This window comes from Brevibacillus ruminantium, assembly GCF_023746555.1.
Classification (GTDB): Bacteria; Bacillota; Bacilli; order Brevibacillales; family Brevibacillaceae; genus Brevibacillus; species Brevibacillus ruminantium.
On record NZ_CP098755.1, the window covers coordinates 5,137,819 to 5,159,412 of the forward strand.

At 49.3% G+C, this 21,594-nt stretch carries 17 protein-coding genes; 1 reads left to right on the forward strand and 16 read right to left on the reverse strand.

What is annotated here, in order from left to right; genetic code table 11:
- Positions 1 to 108 precede the first annotated feature (108 nt).
- Both NDK47_RS25265 and NDK47_RS25270 read right to left on the reverse strand, forming a co-directional pair.
- Positions 109 to 3,375, reverse strand: a complete 3,267-nt coding sequence (locus tag NDK47_RS25265) for an S-layer homology domain-containing protein (protein ID WP_251872463.1) — start codon at positions 3,373 to 3,375, stop codon at positions 109 to 111.
- 343 nt (positions 3,376 to 3,718) lie between these two features.
- On the reverse strand, positions 3,719 to 5,110 hold the full coding sequence (locus tag NDK47_RS25270) for a TolC family protein (protein WP_251872464.1): 1,392 nt from the start codon (positions 5,108 to 5,110) through the stop codon (positions 3,719 to 3,721).
- 291 nt (positions 5,111 to 5,401) lie between these two features.
- On the opposite strand from NDK47_RS25270, the gene NDK47_RS25275 reads away from it, so the two are divergent.
- Positions 5,402 to 6,058: a YigZ family protein gene (locus NDK47_RS25275; protein WP_251872465.1), complete on the forward strand. Its 657-nt coding sequence runs from the start codon at positions 5,402 to 5,404 to the stop codon at positions 6,056 to 6,058.
- Positions 6,059 to 6,181: 123 nt separating this feature from the next.
- On the opposite strand, the gene NDK47_RS25280 is transcribed toward NDK47_RS25275, so the two are convergent.
- The 14 genes from NDK47_RS25280 to NDK47_RS25345 all read right to left on the reverse strand — a co-directional run bounded on the left by NDK47_RS25280 (position 6,182) and on the right by NDK47_RS25345 (position 21,574).
- Positions 6,182 to 10,198: an S-layer homology domain-containing protein gene (locus NDK47_RS25280; protein ID WP_251872466.1), complete on the reverse strand. Its 4,017-nt coding sequence runs from the start codon at positions 10,196 to 10,198 to the stop codon at positions 6,182 to 6,184.
- Between the two features lie 185 nt (positions 10,199 to 10,383).
- Complete coding sequence (locus tag NDK47_RS25285) at positions 10,384 to 11,499, reverse strand: glycosyltransferase family 4 protein (RefSeq protein WP_251872467.1); 1,116 nt, start codon at positions 11,497 to 11,499, stop codon at positions 10,384 to 10,386.
- A gap of 28 nt (positions 11,500 to 11,527) precedes the next feature.
- Entirely contained in the window at positions 11,528 to 12,265 is a 738-nt protein-coding gene (locus tag NDK47_RS25290; RefSeq protein WP_251872468.1) for a WecB/TagA/CpsF family glycosyltransferase, read from the reverse strand.
- Between the two features lie 102 nt (positions 12,266 to 12,367).
- Complete coding sequence (fabZ, locus tag NDK47_RS25295) at positions 12,368 to 12,820, reverse strand: 3-hydroxyacyl-ACP dehydratase FabZ (RefSeq protein ID WP_251872469.1); 453 nt, start codon at positions 12,818 to 12,820, stop codon at positions 12,368 to 12,370.
- A gap of 173 nt (positions 12,821 to 12,993) precedes the next feature.
- On the reverse strand, positions 12,994 to 13,512 hold the full coding sequence (locus NDK47_RS25300; protein WP_251872470.1) for a CDP-alcohol phosphatidyltransferase family protein: 519 nt from the start codon (positions 13,510 to 13,512) through the stop codon (positions 12,994 to 12,996).
- A 225-nt stretch (positions 13,513 to 13,737) separates the two neighbouring features.
- Positions 13,738 to 13,986: a DNA-directed RNA polymerase subunit beta gene (locus NDK47_RS25305; protein WP_251872471.1), complete on the reverse strand. Its 249-nt coding sequence runs from the start codon at positions 13,984 to 13,986 to the stop codon at positions 13,738 to 13,740.
- A gap of 28 nt (positions 13,987 to 14,014) precedes the next feature.
- Positions 14,015 to 14,830 carry a flagellar hook-basal body protein gene (locus NDK47_RS25310; protein WP_251872472.1) on the reverse strand — a complete coding sequence of 272 codons (816 nt, stop codon included), beginning with the start codon at positions 14,828 to 14,830 and terminating at the stop codon, positions 14,015 to 14,017.
- A gap of 17 nt (positions 14,831 to 14,847) precedes the next feature.
- The gene (locus NDK47_RS25315; protein ID WP_251872473.1) at positions 14,848 to 15,768 is read right to left on the reverse strand and encodes a flagellar hook-basal body protein; all 921 of its coding nucleotides are present in this window, start codon (positions 15,766 to 15,768) and stop codon (positions 14,848 to 14,850) included.
- A gap of 6 nt (positions 15,769 to 15,774) precedes the next feature.
- Entirely contained in the window at positions 15,775 to 16,791 is a 1,017-nt protein-coding gene (mreB, locus tag NDK47_RS25320; RefSeq protein ID WP_251872474.1) for a rod shape-determining protein, read from the reverse strand.
- 117 nt (positions 16,792 to 16,908) lie between these two features.
- Positions 16,909 to 17,193, reverse strand: coding sequence for a sporulation transcriptional regulator SpoIIID (gene spoIIID / locus NDK47_RS25325; RefSeq protein WP_198827778.1), 285 nt, complete (start codon positions 17,191 to 17,193; stop codon positions 16,909 to 16,911).
- Positions 17,194 to 17,404: 211 nt separating this feature from the next.
- Complete coding sequence (locus tag NDK47_RS25330; protein WP_251872475.1) at positions 17,405 to 18,139, reverse strand: M23 family metallopeptidase; 735 nt, start codon at positions 18,137 to 18,139, stop codon at positions 17,405 to 17,407.
- A gap of 68 nt (positions 18,140 to 18,207) precedes the next feature.
- Entirely contained in the window at positions 18,208 to 19,233 is a 1,026-nt protein-coding gene (gene spoIID / locus NDK47_RS25335) for a stage II sporulation protein D (protein ID WP_251872476.1), read from the reverse strand.
- Between the two features lie 229 nt (positions 19,234 to 19,462).
- Positions 19,463 to 20,800 carry a UDP-N-acetylglucosamine 1-carboxyvinyltransferase gene (gene murA / locus NDK47_RS25340; protein WP_251872477.1) on the reverse strand — a complete coding sequence of 446 codons (1,338 nt, stop codon included), beginning with the start codon at positions 20,798 to 20,800 and terminating at the stop codon, positions 19,463 to 19,465.
- An 18-nt stretch (positions 20,801 to 20,818) separates the two neighbouring features.
- A complete protein-coding gene (locus NDK47_RS25345; RefSeq protein ID WP_251872478.1) occupies positions 20,819 to 21,574 on the reverse strand; it encodes a YwmB family TATA-box binding protein in 756 nt (251 codons plus the stop codon).
- Positions 21,575 to 21,594: the final 20 nt, after the last annotated feature.

Consider the following 21,594-nt stretch of genomic DNA (forward strand, 5'->3'; position numbering starts at 1 on the left):
ATGGAATGACGGGGCAGAGGGACTTCCCCCTGCCCCAGGTCATTCCTAGCAAACTTTTGTTACAAGTAGTTGAAATGGAACCTTTCGTTCACTAGAACGTCGGGGCTATTATTCTACTACTTCGTCAAATTCACGAGTCAGAGTGACTGTCTTTTTACCTTCTTTGGAAACGGTGATGGTGTACTCAGTAGCGCCTGGACGACCCAGAACTTCTACTTTGAAAGTACCATCGTTTCCAATTGTTTTGCTTTCTTTGTACTCTTTGTTATTTACAGTTACGGAAACTTCAACTTTTGCGCCTTTTTCGCCTTTACCTTTTACAGTGTAAGCACCAAATGCGCCAAGGGACGTTTTCGCTACAGATTCAAGAGATTTTTCATCAAGCTCAACATCATCTACTGGATCTACTGGTTTTGTCTTGTAACCAAGGAAGCGAGCTTCGATATCTGCACGCTCATCTTTGGAGAACTCTTTCTTGAAGCTGCTCTCGTCAATTACACGTACAACGTAGTCGAAGTTGGAACCTTTTTCATCGGAGTCAAGCAGGATGATGAAGTCACCCTCATCTACGCCGTCAGCCTCTTCAAAGTTATACGCATCGATGTAAGCTGTCTTGTTGTTAACGTTGAAGGTTTTTTCTTGTTTTTTGCCATTCTCGTCTTTGTACTCGTAGTAGATCTTGCTGGAAGTGTATCTAGAAACTTTCGCAACGTTCAGTTTCTCGATGTTTACATCTGACAAATTGCCATCGTAGAGTTCTACATCTTCAATTGAGTGTGCTTTGTTTGCGATCTCAACAACATCGTTGACAACTACTTCGTTATCGCTGTTCAGACGGTATGCGATGAAGTCACCACGTGCGATACCAAGATCTTTGAGGTCTTCGTAGTCGCCGCCATCCAAATCAAATGTTTTACGAACGAGTTTGTTGTCATCGTCTTTGGTCAAGAGTTGAATAGTGTCTTTGCCGGACTTGCCCATGTCGAGAACCAGACCGAACTTAGCAGAGCTGCTCAGACCTTTACCTTCAACAACGAAGATTGCTTCTACGTCATCGTCTTTGTCGATGGAGTAGTATGCTTTCAGATCTTTCTTCTCAGCGATGTCTTTGAACTTCGCAACACCTGCACTTGACAGAACTTTAGTTTTGCCAGAGATTTCGCCAGTCATATCGAAGATCGCTGTATCTTTGTTTACTTGGTAAGAAGTTTTGCCGATAACGAGTGCTTCGTCATCTTTGTCTGCAGCATCGAACCAAGCGGATTTTTCCAGTGGTCCTTGGATCACAGTGTCAAGAACTTTTACTTTTTCTGGTTCACCTTTTGCATCTACAGTTACTTCCAGAAGCAGCAGTTTGCTCTTGTCTTTGCTTGGGATGAAATCTTCTTTGATTTGGTCTTCAGATTTATGTGCATCGGTTTTCTTGTCGTAAGCTTTACCGTCTTTCGCGATGATCTTGTCAGGTTTCAACGCGATATCGTATTTCTTACCGTTTTGACCGACTACAGCAAAATCCCATTTACCGCGGTTGTACTCAGCTTCACGAGTAACAACTGCTTTGAAACGACGATCGCTGATGTTGTCGCCAGTTTCGATGTGGCGGATACGACCAGCTGCATCCAGGTACAGTTTTACGTTTTCACCATCCAGGTTGCGGACTTTGTCCCAAGTACCTTCTTCCAGTACAGTGATGTCTTTGTTAGCGTTGTCGGAGAAAGTAGCTCCTTTACGGAAACGGTAAGTTTTGTCACCGATTACCAGACGGTTGTCAGCGTCGTTACGGATCGTGATTTTGTCAACTTTACCTTCAACCACTGTGCTAGTTGCGAATACCAGCATCTTGCCTTTTTTACCGTCAGCATAGTAAACGCTGTAAACGTCCATTGGTTTCAGGTCAGCCAGTTTTGCAGGCTTGTTGTCGCGGAATACGAGGAAGTCTTTGCCTTCATCCAGACCATCCAGTTTGGTGAAAGTGCCACCGTTCAGGTTGGTGATTTTCTTTTTGTCAACATCGATTTTCTCGATTACTTTGGAACCGTATTTAACGCCTTCAATGTTTTTGTTCAGCGTTGTGTCGTCAATTACGTGGATGTAGCTGATGTCGCCTGCGCTGTCCAGAACAACTTTCGCGCTGAAGCTAACATTGTCTGCAGCTACTTTTCTCAGAACGCTGGAAGTGTTGGATTCTGGTTTGAAGTTGTAAGTTACTTTGGAGTTTTTGGTGAAACGGTAAGTTTTGCCGTTTCCTTCCATTTCAATTTCAAGATCTGCTACATCGCTGTCGTTCTTGATTTTTTCAGGATCTTTCAGTTCAGTACCGTCCAGAAGGAATTTGTCCAGACGATCCAGGACAACTTCTTCGTCTTCAGAACCTTCCATCCAAACGATGGTGTTGCTGCTGTCGTTTTTGAGCCACACTTGTACGTGTTGACCAGCGTAGTCGTTCGGGTTGATGCCTTCAGCTACTTTGTAAGTAACGTTGGAACCCAGACCAGCGTTTTTACCGTTCAGAGTTACTTCGTTAGCTTTCAGCGTGCCCAGGCCGATAACTGGAACGTTCGTTACGAACGGCAGATCGTCGGAGCTGTTCTTTTGCTCACGAGCCCATTCCATGTCGCGAACTTCTACTTTCATGTAGCGAGTCAGCAGTGTTTGGTCAGTGATGTTGAATGTAGTACTAGTACCGTACTCGATTTGCTCCATCAATTTTACGCGGAGAGCGTTGTCGAGCATTTTGAAGATGTCGCCGCGAGTAGCTGCAACGTTAGGGTTAGTGATGGATTTCGCAATGTTCAGCTCGGAAGCTTTTGCGATCATGTTGTTTGGCCATACGCCGCGAACTGACGTCTCATAACCCAGAGCGCGAACGATCATGGTTACAGCTTCAGCGTAAGTAACTTCGTTATTCGGTCTGAAGGATTTATCCGGGAAGCCTTTGATGATGTCTTGGCCGGACGCTACGTTTACGTAACCTGCGAACCAGTCAGCAGCGCTTACGTCAGTGAAAGTGCTTTGGAATTGAGCAATTTTTGCACCTTGCTCCAGTCCGCGGATACGAACGATCAAAGTAGCAAACTCTTTACGGTTGATGGTTTGGTCAACTTTGAAGTCGCCGTCGCCATAACCTTGTACAACACCCAGAGCGTTCAGACGATTTACAACCTTCTGAAGGCCTTCATCAATTTTTGGAGCGTTTGTGTTTGTTTCTTCTGCGCCCACTACCATTGGAGCAACAGTCAGTGCAAGGGCACTAGCCAGTACGCTGTTAACAACCTTTTTCATAACCTTGGGTTCTCCTCCTCTAGTACAAACAAATTGTTCTTGGGGAATATTCTTACTTAATCTATCTTTCTTTTTTGAGCCCGAATCCTGCAAGCGCGTGTCACCTCCTTTCGCAGGATCGATTCGCTTTTTGTGTGTGAAAACTCTAGTATATTCAGTATTGTGTAAATGCAACAATCCCTAGTGTATCACAGGTGCTAGAATTCGTGAATCTTTTTTACACAATTCCCCGTATTTCGTGTGACATCCTATTAAACGCCCCAGCTCGCAAAAAGTTGCGGTGCCTTCGAAAAAAGTTTTTAAAAATTTTTGTGGTCGCATCCTCACTTCTTATGTATATGGTGACATCCGCCACAATTCGTATTATAGAGTAGGCTCGGCGGACTGTCACCAGAGAACGTTTTCCAGTTTTCAGGTTTGTCTATCAGCTTTTGGCTTATTGGACACCCAGGGAGTTTTCGAATTTCACCACCGCCAGATTGTAGTTGCGGATGGCCTCCAGGTATTGATTTTCTTTGTCGGAGAACTCTTCCTCCGCCTGGATTACTTCCAGCGTGGTTGCCAACCCGTTTTCATAACGCAGATTGGTCAGGCGATAGCTCTCCGCAGCTGCTTCCTGCGCTTTTTTCCTGAAATCGATGGCGACTTTGGCTGCATTCAGGTTGAGATAGTCTTCTGCTACCTCCATGTTGATCTGGCGCTTTTGATCCTCAATCGCCAGTTTCGCCTTCTCGACGTTGTTGCGGGCGATCCGGCCCTGGAAGGTAGAGAGCAATTTCCAATCCTCCCAGACTTTCACATTCAATTCCGCCAGTTCCAGCTCACCGATTTTTTGCTTCATTTCCACGCGCTGTTCCTGGGCTTTGTCCTGTGCCTTGGTCAACGTCAGGGATGGAGCCGCAACCTGCTTGTTCTCCTGTGCCAGCTTCCACTTTTTGTTGACGTCTACGCCCAGCATATCGTTAAATTTCATCTCGCTGATTTGCAGGGTATTCTCTGCTGCAGACAGTGCCGCCTGCGCACCGGCTACACCCATCTCAGCCTGGAGAATATCGGTCTTGGCCTTGGTTCCCACGTCAAAGGCTGCTTTGGCCACCTTCAGCTGCGTCTGGGCACGGTTCAGGCTTTGCTTTTTCAGATCCAGGTCTGCTTGCGCATGAAGCAGGTTGTAGTACGCTTGCTGCACGCCCAGCTTGATTTGGCTCTCTGTCACTTTGACAGCCAGGGCGTTCAAGGAACTCGTCAGTTTTGCCTGGGCGGTGCCGACATACTTCTGCTTGGAAGCATCTATCGAGCTGTCCATCATTTCTTTGTTGATGTCAACTGCGGAATAGTAAGTAAGGGTTTGGTTCAGGTCCGCGTTTTTGGCATCAAGGCGAGCATTCAGTATCTTGGGATTAGTCTTCATCGCTTGCTCTACTGCCTTCTCCAGATTGATGCTGTCGGATGCAGTCGTTGCGTTGGAGCTGTTGTTAGTATTGGCGTTTGTTGCGCCAGTGTTGGACGTTGCAGAGGAATCTGTGGATGCAGAAGCATTCGAATCTTTGGCAGCCTCTGTGCTTTCCTTAGCAGCGTCCGTGCTGTCCTTGGAAGCATCCGCAGTATCTTTCGCATCTGCAGCACCCTTATCTGCTGTATCCGCTTTTTCAGTATCTTTGTTTGCATCCTTGGCTGTTTGCCCGTCTGCTTTGCTATCCTGGTTTTGTGCAGCCGCTTGAGGGGTATCTGTTGCGTTTGCAGTTGCAACGGCTCCTACGCCGATGGATGCCGCCACTACAGTTGCCATGGTGAGAGCCAGCCACTTTTTCGGTGAATATGGAAAGTTCATTCTCGTACACTCCTTTTTTCCCTGAAGTTCTTGACTTTTTGACTAGCAGTGAGCTTACAGTTTGTCCATCTAACACTATATCACACAACTTAATATTTCGTACACGAAGAATATTCTGTTTCCAAAAATTCCAACCCTATTCACACTTTGCCATCTATATGCCCCCTCCCGTGTTTTTATCCCTTCATTTTCACTTCATCTATCTTGTGTTACTACGATTCACCCGGCAAAAAATTTCACCATTCGAAAAGCATTTATGAAAATGCTATGCTATGTTTGAGGTGAACAAGCATGCTTCAACAGTACAAAACCATTGCCGGCTACGGAGAAGATGAGATTGTCATCGAGCGCTCCCGGTTTATCGGATATGCCCAGCGTGTCACGACAGAAGAGGAAGCGACCGCTTTTATCGCGATGATCAAAAAGAAGCATTGGGATGCCACCCATAACTGCTCCGCCTTTGTCATCGGCGAAAATGACCAGATTCAGCGCTCCAGTGATGATGGAGAGCCGAGTGGAACGGCAGGCAAGCCTATCCTGGAATGCATCAAGAAAAATGGCGTCAAGGACACAGCGGTTGTCGTCACGCGGTATTTCGGCGGCATCAAGCTGGGTGCCGGCGGTCTTGTCCGCGCGTATACAGCCGGTACCGTCATCGCGCTCAAAGCGGCCGGTATCGTCGTCCATACGCTTCACCAAAAAATCTCGATCAGTGTGGACTACACCTGGTGGGGCAAGGTGGAAAATGAGCTGCGGATCGGTCAGCAGCGCGTTGTCGGGACTGACTATACGGATAGGGTAACCGTGCATGTCCTGATCCCCGATGGCGAGCAGGACACTTTTGTCGATCACATGACAGATCAGACCAACGGCCAGGCGGAGATCACCCTGGGTGAGAAGGAGTACGTGGAAGTACCCGTAGAAGCTGTAGGCAGTGAAGACGTATAAGACATATAGTAGAAGAAATTCTACCGGACGGAATTAAAAACCGAAGATGTTTCGCAGATCACTGCATCAAAAGGAAAGCTGAAGAGGTTTTATGCCTCTTCAGCTTTTTTGGTTACCCACCATTTATTTTGGCAGTTTCTTCAGTTGTGTCATGATGCGTACGGTAATCACTGCCATTTCGGCACGAGTCAGCTCACCAGTCGGGTTGAAACGATACGTTGGTTTCTTCGCCGTCGGATCGTTCGGCTCACCGTTCATGATTTTTGCTTTGGTTACGGCGAGTACCGACGGGGCTGCATAGTAACCGGTCAAATGAGCATCCGTAAACGATTTGCCCAGTGCCTGCTGTGCAGCATCCGTTGAACCCAGCTTCAGGTTGAGAGCACGCGCAATAATAATGGCTGCCTCTTGACGCGACAGGTAATCATCCGGGAAGAAGCGCTTCGCATCTTTTCCTCGAATGATGCCTGCACGCGCAGCCGTTTCAATATACTCATAGTTCCAGTCCCAATGCAGGTACGGATCATTGCGATCCACATCCGTAAAGGTTGGCTCTGATGGGACTCGGTTGCTGTTATCTGAATACGGTCCTGCATCAATAGGAAGATCCAGAGCTTTCACGATCATGGTTGCAAATTCACCGCGCGTGATTTTCATTTCTGTTCCAAAGGTCGAATTGCTGTAGCTGTTCATAATACCTTTGGAGTACAGTGTTTCAATTGCGTCGCGGGCAAAATCATGTCTGACTACATCCGGGAAGCTGTTTCGGATCTTCATGACCATGTAATATCCAAAGCCTTTAAATGGTACAGTCACCGTCTTTTTACCGGTAGCGACGACACCGCCAATGTTTACCCAGCCTTTGTTGCTGCCATCGTGATAAAAGATCGCCAGGGTTGTATTGGCCGCATCGACAATCGAATCATTGTACTTGATCGTGAGCGTACCCTGCTTGCTCGGCACCAAATTATCCTTATATCGCTGCCACCACGGCTCCATGTCTACTTCTCGGCCGTCTACAGTCACTCTGTCATTAAAATAAGGATCGCGTCCGCCTACTGCTTCCACATCGCCCGCATCAATATAGTACAAGGGGCTCGCGAAGTTGAAATTCGGCGGTGCAGCAATGATGCTCCTCATCGTGCTGTTCCCGTCTCCCGGCTGAATCGCTCCGGTCGTTCTGTCCGCAATACCGAAGTAGAGCATCACATTCGAATGAATGTCGCGTTTCGGATCATGCACCTCGTTGCCCTCACGCGGATCAGGAGGATTTAGCAAAACAGTACCGGCTGGGAACTTCAACTCCAGATCTTTACCAAACACACTAAAGGAAGTCTTTTTCCCGAGCGTGTCTCTGTATTCTGCACCGGTTACCGTGGATGCAGCATTGAAGATCTGAATCTCGTCGTTGTATTTGTTGCTTCCTACCTCAACCGTGTACTTTATGGTGTTGAGACCTGCCTTCAAAGGAACCGTTGCCTCAAATACGTAGTACCCGTTCGTAGGAATAGGGCGACCGTGTTTTTCACTGAATTCAAATTTTGGCGTGTCGGTCTGACTTGCCACCGCTTCGATCTTGCCAAAAGTGACTTTATTTGCGTTCTCGGCAAAAATCTTGATCGGTACACTATTTGCATTTACGGTGACGTACTTCGCGTCCTCTGGTTTTACCGGGTCCAGTACAACCCATGCATTTGTGGTTTGCATGATGGTGATTTTTTCACGAGTGATCAGCTCGCCTTTTGCTGCAGCGATTTCAAAGGTAGTGCTGCCGCCTTTGTTGAGCATCAGCGGGAACAAGGGCAGACGTTTGTTCAAATCTTCCGAGCTGAGACCGTTCAATTCATCCAGCAGATCTTGATAATCGTCGCTGTCCATGGCCGCTTCAATCTTGTCACTGGAAGAATTCTCGGATTTATTGAAGTTCGTTCTTTCAAACAATTTTTTCAGCTTGTTATTGGAGCTTGCTCCTGAACCTTGGGCATCACGCAAAGCGTCCAAGTACTCAGGATCATTGTCCACAAACTTCCATTTTGAACTCTCATACTTGAAGACTGCAATTACTTTCCCGTCTTTGCGGACTGTAATCTCATCTGCTGTCTTGCTGTTTACTTTGAACGAGAAATTGCTCAGGTACAGCGAGTTTGTGGAATACGCCGTATCTGTGGATTTTTTCTTCAGATCGACGTCGCGACGGTTCTGTTCAACCTGCAGTTTGATGTCTTCGATCTTCGGAATATCCTTGTTTGTGAATTTGATATTGTACTTGAACTTTACGTTTGGATAATCCGTCAGCTTGATTTCTAAAACACGGATACCCGATTCTTTATTTTTGTTCAATGCATTTGCCAGATCGTCTTTTTTAATTATGAAATCGCTCTTATTGCTGTCGATATCGAAAGGAACCGGTTTACCATCCAGCTCAACCTTGATATTGTTGCTGTTCAGACTTGCGTAGTTTTTGACCGACCCTTTCAAAGTAGGCGGGCTATCCAAATCAGTCAGCTCTAACTGATTTTCCAGGTAAATAGTCTTGTTAGACGACGAAACATAGCTCATCTGCAGATGCGGCACTACGTCCGGAGTGATATTGAAAGAAAGGGTTTCATTTCCGTTCGCATCTGCATACTTTACTGTCACTTTCGTCTGACGTGCTGGCGGCTTGGTTATCTTGATACGATAGACGTTAGTCGGGTTGCCACTCGCGTCTTCCAGCCTGGAGATCGAATAATCCCCTGCTGCGAGCGACTCCGGACTGCCGTAGGTCACCGTGAATTGATTAAAGGGTGATGCGGCTGCAATATTTTTCGTTGCAATGTCAATCGTGAAAGGAGTAGAGCGTACACTGTACGTTCCTCCTTCAAGCACTTTCTGATTTCCCTCTGAGGACAGCGTGGCTGACACAAATTGAGGGAGACCCGTTTTCATGTACTTGAATGGATACACATGGTATTTGACACTCACAGTACCTTCCGTAGACTGCCATGCGCCGTCTACATATTTGTTTTCTACGTAAGGGTACGTGAGCTTAATGGTATAGGTCTCGCCATTCACATACGCTGAACTCTGCGGAAAACTGCTGGCAAATGCCCATTGTTCAAATTCTCCGTTTTGTCCAATAACGCGTATCTTGCTCGCGTCTGTTGGACGTGACACCGATGTCGTAGATACTTGATTACCGTCTTTGTCCAAAATTTCAACGGTACCTGCAGCACTGTTCGTAGTTGTATCCGATGAGTTGCCCGGAACTGCCTTCACGGCAAACGGCACCAGATCGCTCGAACGGTGGATCAGCATTTCGCCGTTAATTGCAAATGCTCCGGTTTCAAAATTGGCTTCGACAATAGTTGCCTGTGCCGGATTGAGCAGTTTGGTGGAAGCGAGCTTTACGTTGTAAAAAATATCGTTGCTTCCCGGGGTCGTGTATTCGTTTGTAAACAACACTTCCCGCTCGATCAGGCTTACTTCTTTATTGTTCGACAATCCCTGAATCTCCAATACATTCAAACCGATGGGAAGATTCAAATCCAGAGCGAATGACCCGCTTCTGTTTACCTCGGACGTAAAGGTCTCGCCTGTCGTTTTATTGTTCACCCGAATCGTGTCCGCATTGGTTGCTTTTCCCGTCAGGGCTGTATTTCGCTTGACGTAGGCAACTGTAGGCACGTCCGGATCATTGGAAAAGGCAACCTCATTAATCTTCAGGTTACTAAATGCCGGGGTCGTGTTATAGACCACATAGAATGTAAACAAACTGCGGTTACCCGAACTTCTCAACTCATAGAAATTCATCTCGTTCATCCCTGGTTTCAGGGAAACATTGGTAAACACAAATTTGGAAATATCCGATTCGATAATCGGTTTCGTCGTGGTCAAATCTTCCGTAACTCCGTTGTTTCGAATGCTGATGCGAAGATTTGCTCCATCTACTCCAACGAATGTCCCGCTGATTGTAATTCGATCGTCGTAGTGAACATAGGGATCGTTGCCGCTGGAACCGGTAGAAAAACCATCGAGGCTGATACCATTACCTCCAACTGCATACGCTTGATGTACGGTACCGGGCAGGACTCCCGCCAGTACCAGGATGACTGCCATCAATGTAATCAGGGTCTGCCTGATCCTCCATACTTTCTGCACGAATTTCACCTCTTTACTTTCGGTTAAATGTCCCATCCCGCTCAAAACGATCAGGGCTTGCGATACTTCTCCTTTTCTGTTATCGGTAAATTCGCCTCTCACCTTAAGGATAATCTGCAAAAAAGTGGTGAAAAAAAGCCCCTGCTGAAACCAGCAGAGGCTTTGCTTGTCTTATCCACTTATTCCTAATGACTTCGACGCTGCTCCGTATTTTTGATTTTCAACTTCCGATAGGTGTTGATCAACGGGCGGTGACGGCGTCCTACCAGGCCGACCACCTCGGTTGCCATATGTGTCGCGAACAGCAGCAGCACCATCACGATAATGGTTGTCCATTTCGTCGTCTTGGTCAAAACAATCGCCATCGTTCCAAAGAAGATGCTGATGACGTAGATGGTCAGGACTGTAGCGCGATGGGACAGTCCCATGTTCAACAGACAGTGGTGCAAATGGCCTTTGTCCGGACTGGAGATCGGCTTTTTGTTGACGATCCGGCGGACGATGGCAAAGAATGTATCCCAGAGCGGCACTCCCAGTACGACGATGGGGATGATAAACGAGACGAACAGCGCCTCTTTAAAGCCCATGATCGAGAGTGCTGCCAGGTTGAATCCCAGAAACAGCGATCCAGTATCCCCCATGAAGATGCGGGCCGGATGAAAGTTAAAGTAGAGAAAGCCGAGAATGGCGCCGAGCAGAACGAAGCAATAGATCGCGATCGTGTCGTAATGGGCAGCGCCATGACCCGACATGACCAGCGCCACGATTGCCGTGGTTGCTGTCGCAATCGCGGAGACCCCGGCAGACAGACCGTCCAGTCCGTCGATCAGGTTGACAGCGTTGGTCACACCGACGATCCAGAAGATCGTGATCGGGACACCCAGCCAGAGGAGCCAACCGGATGAAAAGTCGATGCTGCCATCATACGGCAGGTTAACCACTCCGATTTTCAGGCCAAACGGAATGACGACAATCGCCGCCGCCAGAAGCTGTCCCAGCAGTTTCCATTTGGGAGAGAGCTGGTATTTGTCATCCAGCATTCCTACGACCATCACCATCGTTCCACCGATAAAGATGCCGACCATTTCTTTCATGTCTGCAAACGGAACAAACAGGAAAAAGGAAACAAAATAACCAAGATAGATCGCCAGACCACCGAGGCGCGGCATGATGCGCGTATGAACCTTTCGCTGGTTCGGTGCATCAACCGCTCCGATGGACTCCGCCAGTTTTTTTACATAGGGTGTAGCTATAAACGATACAATCAGCGAAGTCAATAATCCGAGGATTAAGGTAGACATCGAATGTTCTCCTCTCCAAGGGGTACATTCACGGACGGTTTCCCCTTTTTTCCTTCAAGACTGTCCAGACAAACAGCGGAATTGCCAGCTGTCTTCTCCAGCGCGACGGCTGGGACAGGAGTCGGTACAACCATTCCAGATGCAAGCGCTGCCACAGCTTTGGCGCTCTCTTTACTTTCCCGGCAATGACGTCCAGACTGCCTCCGACGCCCATCGCGAGCGTCGCATTCAACTGATCGCGATACGCGGCAATCCATTCATCCTGCCTGGGTGCTCCCATCGCCACGAACAGGAGATGGGGCTGTTTTTCAGCAATTTCTTGCACGATTGCTTGCTCTTCGTCTCGTTGAAAATAACCGTCTCGATACCCGACAAGGCGCGCACCCGGGAAGCGCTGGGACAGCTTTTCGGCTGCCAGGCTGATTACTTCTGGCGACGCACCTAATAGATACACGTTCCACTGTTGTTTGTCTGCCTCCGCCATCAAGGCTTCCAGCAGCTCAACGCCTGTGACGCGCTCGCGAATTGGCTCACCCGACCATTTGGCCGCGTAGACAATCCCGATTCCGTCCGGAACGACATAAGCTTGATCGAGAAGCGTTTGGAATCCCGATTGTTTTCTGGCCAGCATCACAATTTCCGGATTGGCCGTCACGACATGGGTCCATTTTCCTTCCCGCACACGGTCGACAAGATGCGTCACCGTGTCATCAAAGGCTCGTGTAGCAAACGACACACCTAGTATATTTGCGACCTCTTTGGTCAACGTTTTCACCTTCAGTACCTTGTAGACGCATGGCATTTATAAAAAGTTGCACATTAGCCATTCTACCCTAAACGATGGGCGCTTACAAGAAGATACAATTTGTCAGCCCTTCTGCGCGGCCGACAGCGCAAACAGAAGTCCGCCTTCTGCTACCACCTTGTCATTTACCTTGGCCGTCCCATGTCCCTTGCCGATCGAGCCGCGGACACGCGTCAATTCGACCTCCAGGGTGAGCGTATCGCCCGGTTTCACCTGATCCTTGAAGCGGAATTCGTCGATTCCTGCGAAAAAAGCCAGCTTCCCTTTGTTTTCCTCCATGCTGAGAACGGCTACCGCTCCGACCTGGGCGAGCGCTTCTACGATAAGCACCCCCGGCATGACCGGGTAATCAGGAAAATGGCCCTGGAAAAACGGCTCGTTCACCGTTACATTTTTCAATCCCACAGCCCGCTTGCCAGACTCCAGCTCGGTAACCTTGTCCACCAGCAAAAACGGATAGCGATGGGGAATAATTGATTGAATAGCGCTGACGTCCAAAGGCAGTTGCAACTCCATATACACCGCTCCATTTCCATTCTTTATATCCCTCATGCATGCATGAAGAAGAAACTCCAAACTGAGAATATAGACAACCCCCTATCTTCCACCTGGAAAGATCGGGGTTAAAATAGAGGGGCACTTCCTGCACAAAGCGCGGAAGTGCTCTTTTCACACATCCCTTTTTTGTATCAGTACACGCGATTCATCAGACGAAACTTAACCAGGTAAATAGCCGTGGTCACGAAAGAGAACAGGATGACGCTCCATAAAATCATCTCGCCATACTGGTATCTGAACATCACCATCGGAAACGCGATGTAAAACAAGACCGTCGTTATTTTCCCAAAAGCATTTGCCGGCACCGTCTTTTTCCCGCGGAGATGAAAAACTGCCGATACGGCAATCATTCCAGCGTCCCGGGCAAAGAAAAAGAGAGTGGCCCAAACACTTATACGCTCTGTCAAAAATAATGAGGCAATGACTGCCATCATCATCAGCTTGTCAGCAAGCGGATCCATCATGGTGCCAAACGTTGTCACAAGCTTGTGCTTTCGAGCGATGTATCCGTCTGCAATATCAGTCAGACCCGCCACGATCAGGATGCCGAGGGCAATCTCAACGTGGTACGGAAACGGCTGAAAAAACACGTACAAATACAAAGGGATGAGAACGATGCGAAAAACGGTAAGCGCATTTGGCAGATTCACGGATATCCCTCCGGATCAAATCGTCACTCCCTTTAACCACTGTTCCATTATACTCTTTGGACAAAGGGCACAACAAGTCCCTGCAAAATCGGGCACACCCGTTTTTCCAAACCACAAGCGATCCAGTCATTTGTACGAAAAACCGTTGGAGGTTTCGAATCCTGCTCGAGGGGGCGTTTTTTCAAAGAAAAAAGCCCCAGACCACCAACGGTTGGGGTTTGTCATCTAGGTACCAGAGAACATCAAATCATACATATGCTTATATGTATGGATATCAAAGACTTCAGACGCCGGCTTGTGCCCGACTACACTGTAGCCGATGACAAGGCCGATGATCAGCGAGAAAAACAGCAGAAACGGGATGATCAACAGCTTGGCCAGCCTGAACTGCCAAGCCCTGCCAACTGGCTTCCTTTCTCTCTGCTCTGCTCCCTGAACGTCACGCGGGGAGCGTTTCCCCTTTCCTTGATCCATTCGCTTTTCCTCCGACATGCCAAGAATCTTACCTCGATCTCAGCGAATTCGCAATTCCCATCATTTGATCCGTGATGCCTATCGCGCGGGAATTGAGTTGATAAGCCCGTTGAATAGCAAGCAGCTGGGACATTTCTTCCTGAACATTCACATTTGATGTTTCCAAAGCGCCTTGACGAATCCGTCCTTCTGCAAATGGCATGAAATCGGGAGCTTTCTGGTCATCCAGCGTTGGGGCCAGGAGCTGATTATTGCCGATCTGCTGCAGCTGGTCAGGGTTGTCCACTTTATACAGACGCAGCTGTGCGACTTCGTTGCCATCCATCATGACGACACCTTCCGGGGTAATCGTCAGCTCTCCGGCATTTTCAAATGTGATGCGATTGCCGTTTTCATCAACCAGGTATTCTCCCGATGGCGTCACCAATGCAAAGCCCGGCAGATCAGCCAGCTCGCTCAGCTCGAAATCTCCGCTTCTGGTCAGACGGTACTCGTCGTCCAACTCTCCATCTGCGTTACGAAACAGATGCGAGACCAGAAAATAACCATCCCCTTCGATCATCAGATCTGTAGGAACATCGGTTACCTTCATGCTTCCTGTGGTTACGTCCAGCTTGGTCAAGCCCAGTCTCACGCCGCTGCCAATCCGCAGGCCCGCTGGCGAATTGCGCTGCTGGCTGTCTACGGAGGCCTGCTCGTTCATGGAATCCGTAAGCAATTCGGAAAACGAGGCCGAACGCCGTTTGAATCCAACGGTATCGACGTTTGCCAGGTTATTGGCAGTATTATCCAGCGCCTGCTGAACGCTGCGCAGAGCTGCCGTGGAGATGTTTAGCGATTGCATGCGTTCTTCCTCCTATTTTACCCGTTTACACGCCCAATTTCATTGGCTGCTTTTTCCAGTGTGCCGTCCAGGGTGGTAATGATGCGCTGGTTGGCCTCGTACGCCCGCAGGACCGTCAACATATCCGTCATCGTCTGGGATGGATCGACGTTGGAGCGCTCCAGCCAGCCCTGTTTGACACCGTAGAAGCCCACGTTTTCCGGGTCCTCTGTCACATTGACCGGTTCCACGTCGCCCTCATAGCGAAAGATGTTGGTCCCTTCTCTAACCAGTTGCTGGGGATTGGTAATCATCTTGATGCCCAGTGGTTGATCACCAAGTGCCACCCGTTCGCCATCCCGCAGGTAAGTCATTGAGCCATCTTGGTTGATTTCAAGTGTGTGGCCCGCATTGTTTTCCGGCAAATCCGGATCATTAACACGGATCGCTTGGTTTTGCGCATTCAGCACATAATACCCGTCTGGCGTTACCAAATAGCCGTCCGCATTGACGCTCCAGTTGCCGTTGCGCGTGTAGCGCAGCTGCTCCGGCTCTGCGGTATCGTTGGCCGGGTCATTCAATCTGGCTACGCCAAAAAACAGACGTCGCTCATTTCCTTCCTCATCCGGCTGGATGTTATCGAGAAGGGCGACATCATAGGGATCATGCGTCTCAGCGATATCCCCCTGGCGAAAAACAGGGAGCGCCTCCGACATATAGACACCCGTATGCAAACGACCGATGAGGGCAGCTTGTCCACCCATTTGCGGCAACCCCTGGATATCCGGCCCTTCCTGGTCCCGGATGCGAGCCAGCAGTTGCTCTGGGAAAGAACGCATTACTCCGACATCCTGTTTGTACCCTGGCGTGTTGATGTTCGCCAGGTTATTCGTTAGTGAATCCTGCTTTCTCTGCAAAGATAACATGCCCGATGTGGCTGTGTACAAGCCTCTGATCACGCGGCATTACCTCCCGAAAAACTTTCTTTTCCGATACGTTGGCACTTTGTCCAGATAATCCAGCATCATGCCTGTTCCTTTGGCCACGCACATCATCGGATCTTCGGCAACCAGTACCGGTACCTTCAGCTCGTCTGCGAGCAACTGGTCAAACCCGTGCAGAAGTGCGCCGCCTCCTGTCAGGAAAACTCCCTTATCAATTATATCGGCAGAAAGCTCCGGAGGTGTTCGCTCCAAAACAGATTTTGATGCTTGTACAATCGCACCAACCGACTCAGCCAGGGCTTCCTGGACTTCGTGGGACCGGATGGTAATGGTTTGAGGCAAACCGCTTACCATATCCCTGCCGCGAATATCCATTTCATCCTGGCGTCCGCCGGAAACCGTACCGATTTGTACTTTGATATCTTCAGACGTACGTTCCCCGATCAGCAGTTTATATTTGGTTTTTATGTATCTCATGATAGCCATGTCAAATTTGTCGCCCGCTACCTTAATAGAGGAAGACGTGACGATATCACCCATGGACAGGACCGCTACGTCGGTTGTTCCACCGCCGATATCCACTACCATATTGCCGGAAGGCTGGAAAATCTCCATACCTGCGCCAACAGCAGCTACCTTCGGTTCTTCTTCAATGAATACTTCTCGTGCGCCGCCGCTGCGTTCTGCTGCTTCTCGAATGGCTTTCTGCTCGACTGAGGTGATATTCGTCGGACAACAGATCAGGATGCGCGGGCGTGCAAACATGTTTCTTCCGCTAACTTTGGCCAAAAAGTGTTTCAGCATAGCCTCTGTAATATCGAAATCAGCAATTACCCCGTCACGCAAAGGTCGAATCGCTACGATATTTCCTGGCGTGCGCCCCACCATCCGGTGCGCCTCATTTCCTACAGCCAACACTTTCTTGGTGTGGCTGTCAATTGCAACAACTGAAGGTTCATCCAATACGATGCCTCGGCCTTTAATAAAAACCAGGACATTTGCTGTACCAAGGTCGATTCCGATATCTTTGCCAAACATGAAAAGGTCCTCCCTGTACCAGTTACATATCTATCCCTTATCATAGGCTGTTCCACGTGAGAGGACAAGGAAATTCTTATAGACTTAGGAAATATTTGTTTGCAATTTGAAATTTTTTTACACGCTTTCCTCCTGTTCTACTCGTGCTTTCTTGCTTCTTCTCTTGTACTTGATCTTGGTTGCCTCCCCGCCGCGCAGATGCCGGATCGCCTTGTGATACTCCAAAATCTCCTTTACCTGGTTCGCCAACTCCGGATTTATCTCAGGCAGTCGTTCTGTCAGATCCTTGTGTACCGTGCTTTTGGAAACACCGAATTCTTTGGCGATCATGCGAACCGTATTTCGCGTCTCTACAATATACCGGCCGATCTTTATGGTTCGCTCCTTGATGTAATCGTGCACGCTACTCGCCTCCCTGTTTCAACATTGTCTGTTACAATATATGGGTAGGTGCGGACACATATTCTACGTTTCCAAGCCTGACAAGCCAGCACGACCACATCTTTTTTAGGCAGCATGTACACATCGCACATTTCGGAGGCAAAAAAAAGACCTGCAGAGTACTGATCTCTGCAGGTTTATGGGCAAGTTTTTCACTCAGGCAAATGGCGGCTTACTGATCGTGCATTTCCGACTGGAGCAGGTATTGTTCCGGATCGACAGCCTTACCGTCTACCCGCACCTCAAAGTGGAGATGAATGCCGGCATCTTTTTCATACACATTGCGGCCGGCAGTTCCCAGCACCTGTCCTTGGGTTACTTCTTCGCCTGGCTTCACGGTTACCTTGTCCATACTTTGATAGACGGTTACCATCTTGTCCGCATGCTCAATCTCAACCAGCTGGCCGACGAGCGGATCATTTTCCACCTTCGTCACTTTGCCCGGGAGCGCGGCCGTCACATCAAAGCTTTTGCCATCTGTCGCCTTCAGGTCGATACCCGTGTGCGGCATGAAGGTATCCTGATACTTGACGAGCGCTTTTTGTTGTTCTTCCTTGGTTGCCTGATCATCGAAGAAGTGCATTCCCTTTTCGTACTTCACACCTTGGGCAATGGGCCATGCCAGCGGTTGGACGGAACCTGCCACCGGTACAGCGCCATTCTCTCCCGGAGTGGCGGATGGATTGCCCGCTCCGTCCTTAGGCGTGGTGATGGCGACGCCGTCCGTGCCTTTTTGGCCCGGGACTACGTTTGTCACGCCGCTCTGATACCACATCACAAAAGCGAGAATGATTGCTGCGGTTCCGATGTAGATTGCAGGAAATGCCCATTTTTTACCCAACACGTTTTTCCAGGAACTTGCCTTTTTGAATGGAATCGGTTGATTTTGATTTTTTTGATCTTCCATTTTATTCATCACCTCATCACTCAGTATCGCCAGTTTTTTGGCGGATAAACCTGAGAGAGAGGGGAAACTTAAAAATTTGCTGAAAGTTTGCCCTTCAGGATGAGATCACAATTTTCCAGAGCGACGCCCTGATAAAAGTATTTTACAATCTGCTCCGCAGACTTCCCTGTTTTGGCCATTCCGTTGGCCCCCCACTGGCTCATGCCGACGCCGTGTCCGTAGCCTTTGGTGGTGATGAGTACCTCGTTGCCGAGCAGCTCTAGGGAAAAGGCAGACGAATGAAGCCCCAGCTTCTCACGGAACGCTCTGCCGCTAAACTCTTTTCCGCCGATATTGATTTTCCCGACCCGATTGCCTGTCGTTCTTTCGACGATTTGATACCAGCCGCCTGACCCGGTAGAGACTTCCTTCGCCAGCTTGACGCCCAGACGCTGCTCGAAGTCGGCTAAGCCGATTTTCACTGTATTCTCGTACCGTGGTGACTGGATATCCCAGGGGCTGGCTACACTTTTCAGATACGGAACGGATGTCTCGAAATACTCGTTGGCGTTTTCGGTGAAGCCGTTGCTGGTAGAAAAAAACGTAGCGTCAATGGGCTGTCCTTCATAGGTCAGCACCACTCCGGCTGTCGCTTGGACGGCTTGCCGGATTCGGCTGTTTTTCCACTCGAATTGTTCCTTCCAGCTGGCTCGTCGCTGCTCCTCATCCAAATAGGCCTGATGCTTGACTGTATCGGTAACTTGTCCGCCCTCAGGCACATCTTCAAACGATTGGGCATTCAGCCGGCGAATGATGTAGGTGCGCGCCGCCATCGCCTGTGCTTTCAACGCCTCCAGCTCAAATTCTGCCGGCATCTCTGCTGCGACCACCCCTTCAATGTACTGCTCCAGGGGCAGGGTCTCGACCGTTTTTTTCTCGTTCCGGTACACTTTAACCTCAACCGATGATGAATGAACAGCCGGATTTGTCGGAGTCGTTGCTTGAAGATGTCCATCGCTTCCGGACGGTGACGAGAACAGATAGACCAGCGCAGCAGGCAGCATAACGAGCAGTATCGGCAAGCCGATGAACCACATCACCAGGTAACGTTTCATGCGACAGTTCCTCCCCTCATGTGCTGGACTATTTCAGTCTATGTACAGGCATGCGCAGGTAGAACGAGAGAATAAGAGAGATGGAAGATTAGAAAAACTTGGCTTATCGCCATGTCAAATAGCGAAAGCCGCTTTAGGGAAATGAAACTTTCCGAAAGTACAAAAAAACAAAAAAGACTTCCTCTGTGAGGAAGTCTCTTCTCTGTTAGCTTGTATGGATTGGTAACGATTACGCAAAGTTGGGGGAAAACTGAACTTTGATCGGTTCGACTTTCACTTGCTCGCCCGGATCAGCTTCCACTTCGATCACCGGTGAAACCCGTTCAATCTGGGCACCCAAACCGCGCAGCTTTTCTGTGAAACGCACATAGCCCCGGTCGATGTGATGCAGGTTGCCTACTTCTGTTTCGCCATCAGCTACCAGCCCGGCCAATATCAGCGCTGCGCCTGCGCGCAGGTCTGTTGCTGCTACTTTGCATCCTGTCAGCTTGGCGCCGCCCTCGACGATGGCACTGCGTCCCTCGATCTTGATGTTGGCATTCATCCGGCAGAACTCTTCCACATGCATAAAGCGGTTTTCAAACACGGTCTCGGTCACGATGCTGGTCCCTTCAGAAGCCAGCAGAAGCGCCATCATCTGAGACTGCATGTCCGTCGGAAATCCAGGGTAAGGCAGTGTTTTGACGTCTACAGCCTTCAGCGGATTGCTTCTTTTGACGCGAATGCCGTTCTCCTGCTCGTCTACCTCCACGCCCATCTCTCTCAGCTTGGCCGTTACCGACTTCAAGTGATCGCAAATGGCGTTTTCCACAAACACGTCGCCGCCCGTGATTGCCGCCGCTACCATAAAGGTGCCAGCTTCAATCCGGTCCGGGATAACGCAGTGGGTGCAGCCCTTTAACCGGTCTACGCCTTCGATACGGATCGATCCGGTACCGGCCCCGCGAATTTTGGCTCCCATTCCGTTGAGGAAGTTGGCCAGATCGACGATTTCCGGTTCCTCTGCTGCGTTTTCAATCACGGTTGTGCCTTCTGCCAGAGCGGCTGCCATCATAATGTTTTCAGTCGCACCTACGCTGGCGATATCCAAATAGATTTTGGCACCCTTCAAACGCCCATCTACGCTGGCTTCGATAAACCCTTGTCCGATCTTGATCTGGGCTCCCATGGCTTCAAAGCCCTTGAGATGCTGATCGATCGGTCTGGTTCCGATCGCGCACCCTCCCGGGAGAGCGACTCTCGCCTTTCCTTCGCGGGCCAAAAGCGGACCCATGACCAGGAAAGAAGCGCGCATCTTTCGCACCAGCTCGTAGGAGGCTTCCACACTCGTCACTTGCGCAGCTTGAACCGTCAGCACTTCATTATCGTATGTAAGGGTAATCCCCAGTGATTTCAATAGGTCACAGATAATCCGGACATCTTCCAAAGCGGGAACGTCATGGATGACGTTGGCTCCCTCTTCTGCCAGGATTGCTGCTGCAATAATAGGGAGTACGGCATTTTTGGCACCGGATACTTTTACATTCCCTGCCAATGCCTTACCGCCGCGGACAATAATTTTATCCAATGTGTACCCCTCCGCGTGCTAATATTCCGCTGTTATAATCGGCATGCCTGCCGTGATCCACGTACCGGCTTCATCATCCCGGTGTGTGGCGATCTGCAGGTTCATCTTTGCTTGTCCGTTTAGCGATAGAAACGGTTTCCACTCAGGCGTAAAGCCGGAAATGCTGACCACCGTTTCATCCTGCATCCGTTCCACTTCTTTTGCATGGAGCGCGCTAAATATCGACAAAATTCTACCCTCCTGTTGATCAACACTCAGTTTACCATTGTACATTCCGCGAATACAAGTGCTAAATTGCGGAACCAAACCGGCTTGTCTGAAGGCTTGTTCATGGCTCTTCTGTATCAAATCAACATATGGTAGAGAATTACGATTTCCTTTTATGGACAGTACTAGATATGTGTCAATTCCATTTCCATGAGACACGCCTGTTACCTGAAAGTCGAGCTCGACCCCGTGCGGGGATGACAGGATTTGATACTGATAGAGGTCGCGAGCTGGAACCCAGGACGCTTCGGAGAGCGCGAAACCCAACCGCTTTGCCCATAAGGATGCCAATTCTTTTACCTCTTCAGGCGTGGAGAGCTCCCCCAGCGAAATGCGGGTGCGCACTTCCACACTGACTCCTTCGGCTCCGGAGCCTTCTATCGCTTCAACCAAACGTGCGGCCGGCCGCTCTGTCTGCACTCCTGGCTTCGCTTCTGCCGGCATGAACCACGCCGTCCCCAGTGCAACCACAAGCAGCAGTGTTCCCCAAACTGTCCGTTTCCCCATGTTTATCCGTCTCCCTTTTT

What these genes read in the sequence shown, in the direction of transcription:
- mreB (WP_251872474.1), bottom strand. Translation starts at nt 16,791, where the DNA reads ATGTTTGGCAAAGATATCGGAATCGACCTTGGTACAGCAAATGTCCTG.
- NDK47_RS25345 (WP_251872478.1), bottom strand. Translation starts at nt 21,574, where the DNA reads ATGGGGAAACGGACAGTTTGGGGAACACTGCTGCTTGTGGTTGCACTG.
- NDK47_RS25305 (WP_251872471.1), bottom strand. Translation starts at nt 13,986, where the DNA reads ATGGATCAAGGAAAGGGGAAACGCTCCCCGCGTGACGTTCAGGGAGCA.
- NDK47_RS25310 (WP_251872472.1), bottom strand. Translation starts at nt 14,830, where the DNA reads ATGCAATCGCTAAACATCTCCACGGCAGCTCTGCGCAGCGTTCAGCAG.
- NDK47_RS25275 (WP_251872465.1), top strand. Translation starts at nt 5,402, where the DNA reads ATGCTTCAACAGTACAAAACCATTGCCGGCTACGGAGAAGATGAGATT.
- NDK47_RS25330 (WP_251872475.1), bottom strand. Translation starts at nt 18,139, where the DNA reads ATGGAAGATCAAAAAAATCAAAATCAACCGATTCCATTCAAAAAGGCA.
- NDK47_RS25285 (WP_251872467.1), bottom strand. Translation starts at nt 11,499, where the DNA reads ATGTCTACCTTAATCCTCGGATTATTGACTTCGCTGATTGTATCGTTT.
- fabZ (WP_251872469.1), bottom strand. Translation starts at nt 12,820, where the DNA reads ATGGAGTTGCAACTGCCTTTGGACGTCAGCGCTATTCAATCAATTATT.
- spoIID (WP_251872476.1), bottom strand. Translation starts at nt 19,233, where the DNA reads ATGAAACGTTACCTGGTGATGTGGTTCATCGGCTTGCCGATACTGCTC.
- NDK47_RS25270 (WP_251872464.1), bottom strand. Translation starts at nt 5,110, where the DNA reads ATGAACTTTCCATATTCACCGAAAAAGTGGCTGGCTCTCACCATGGCA.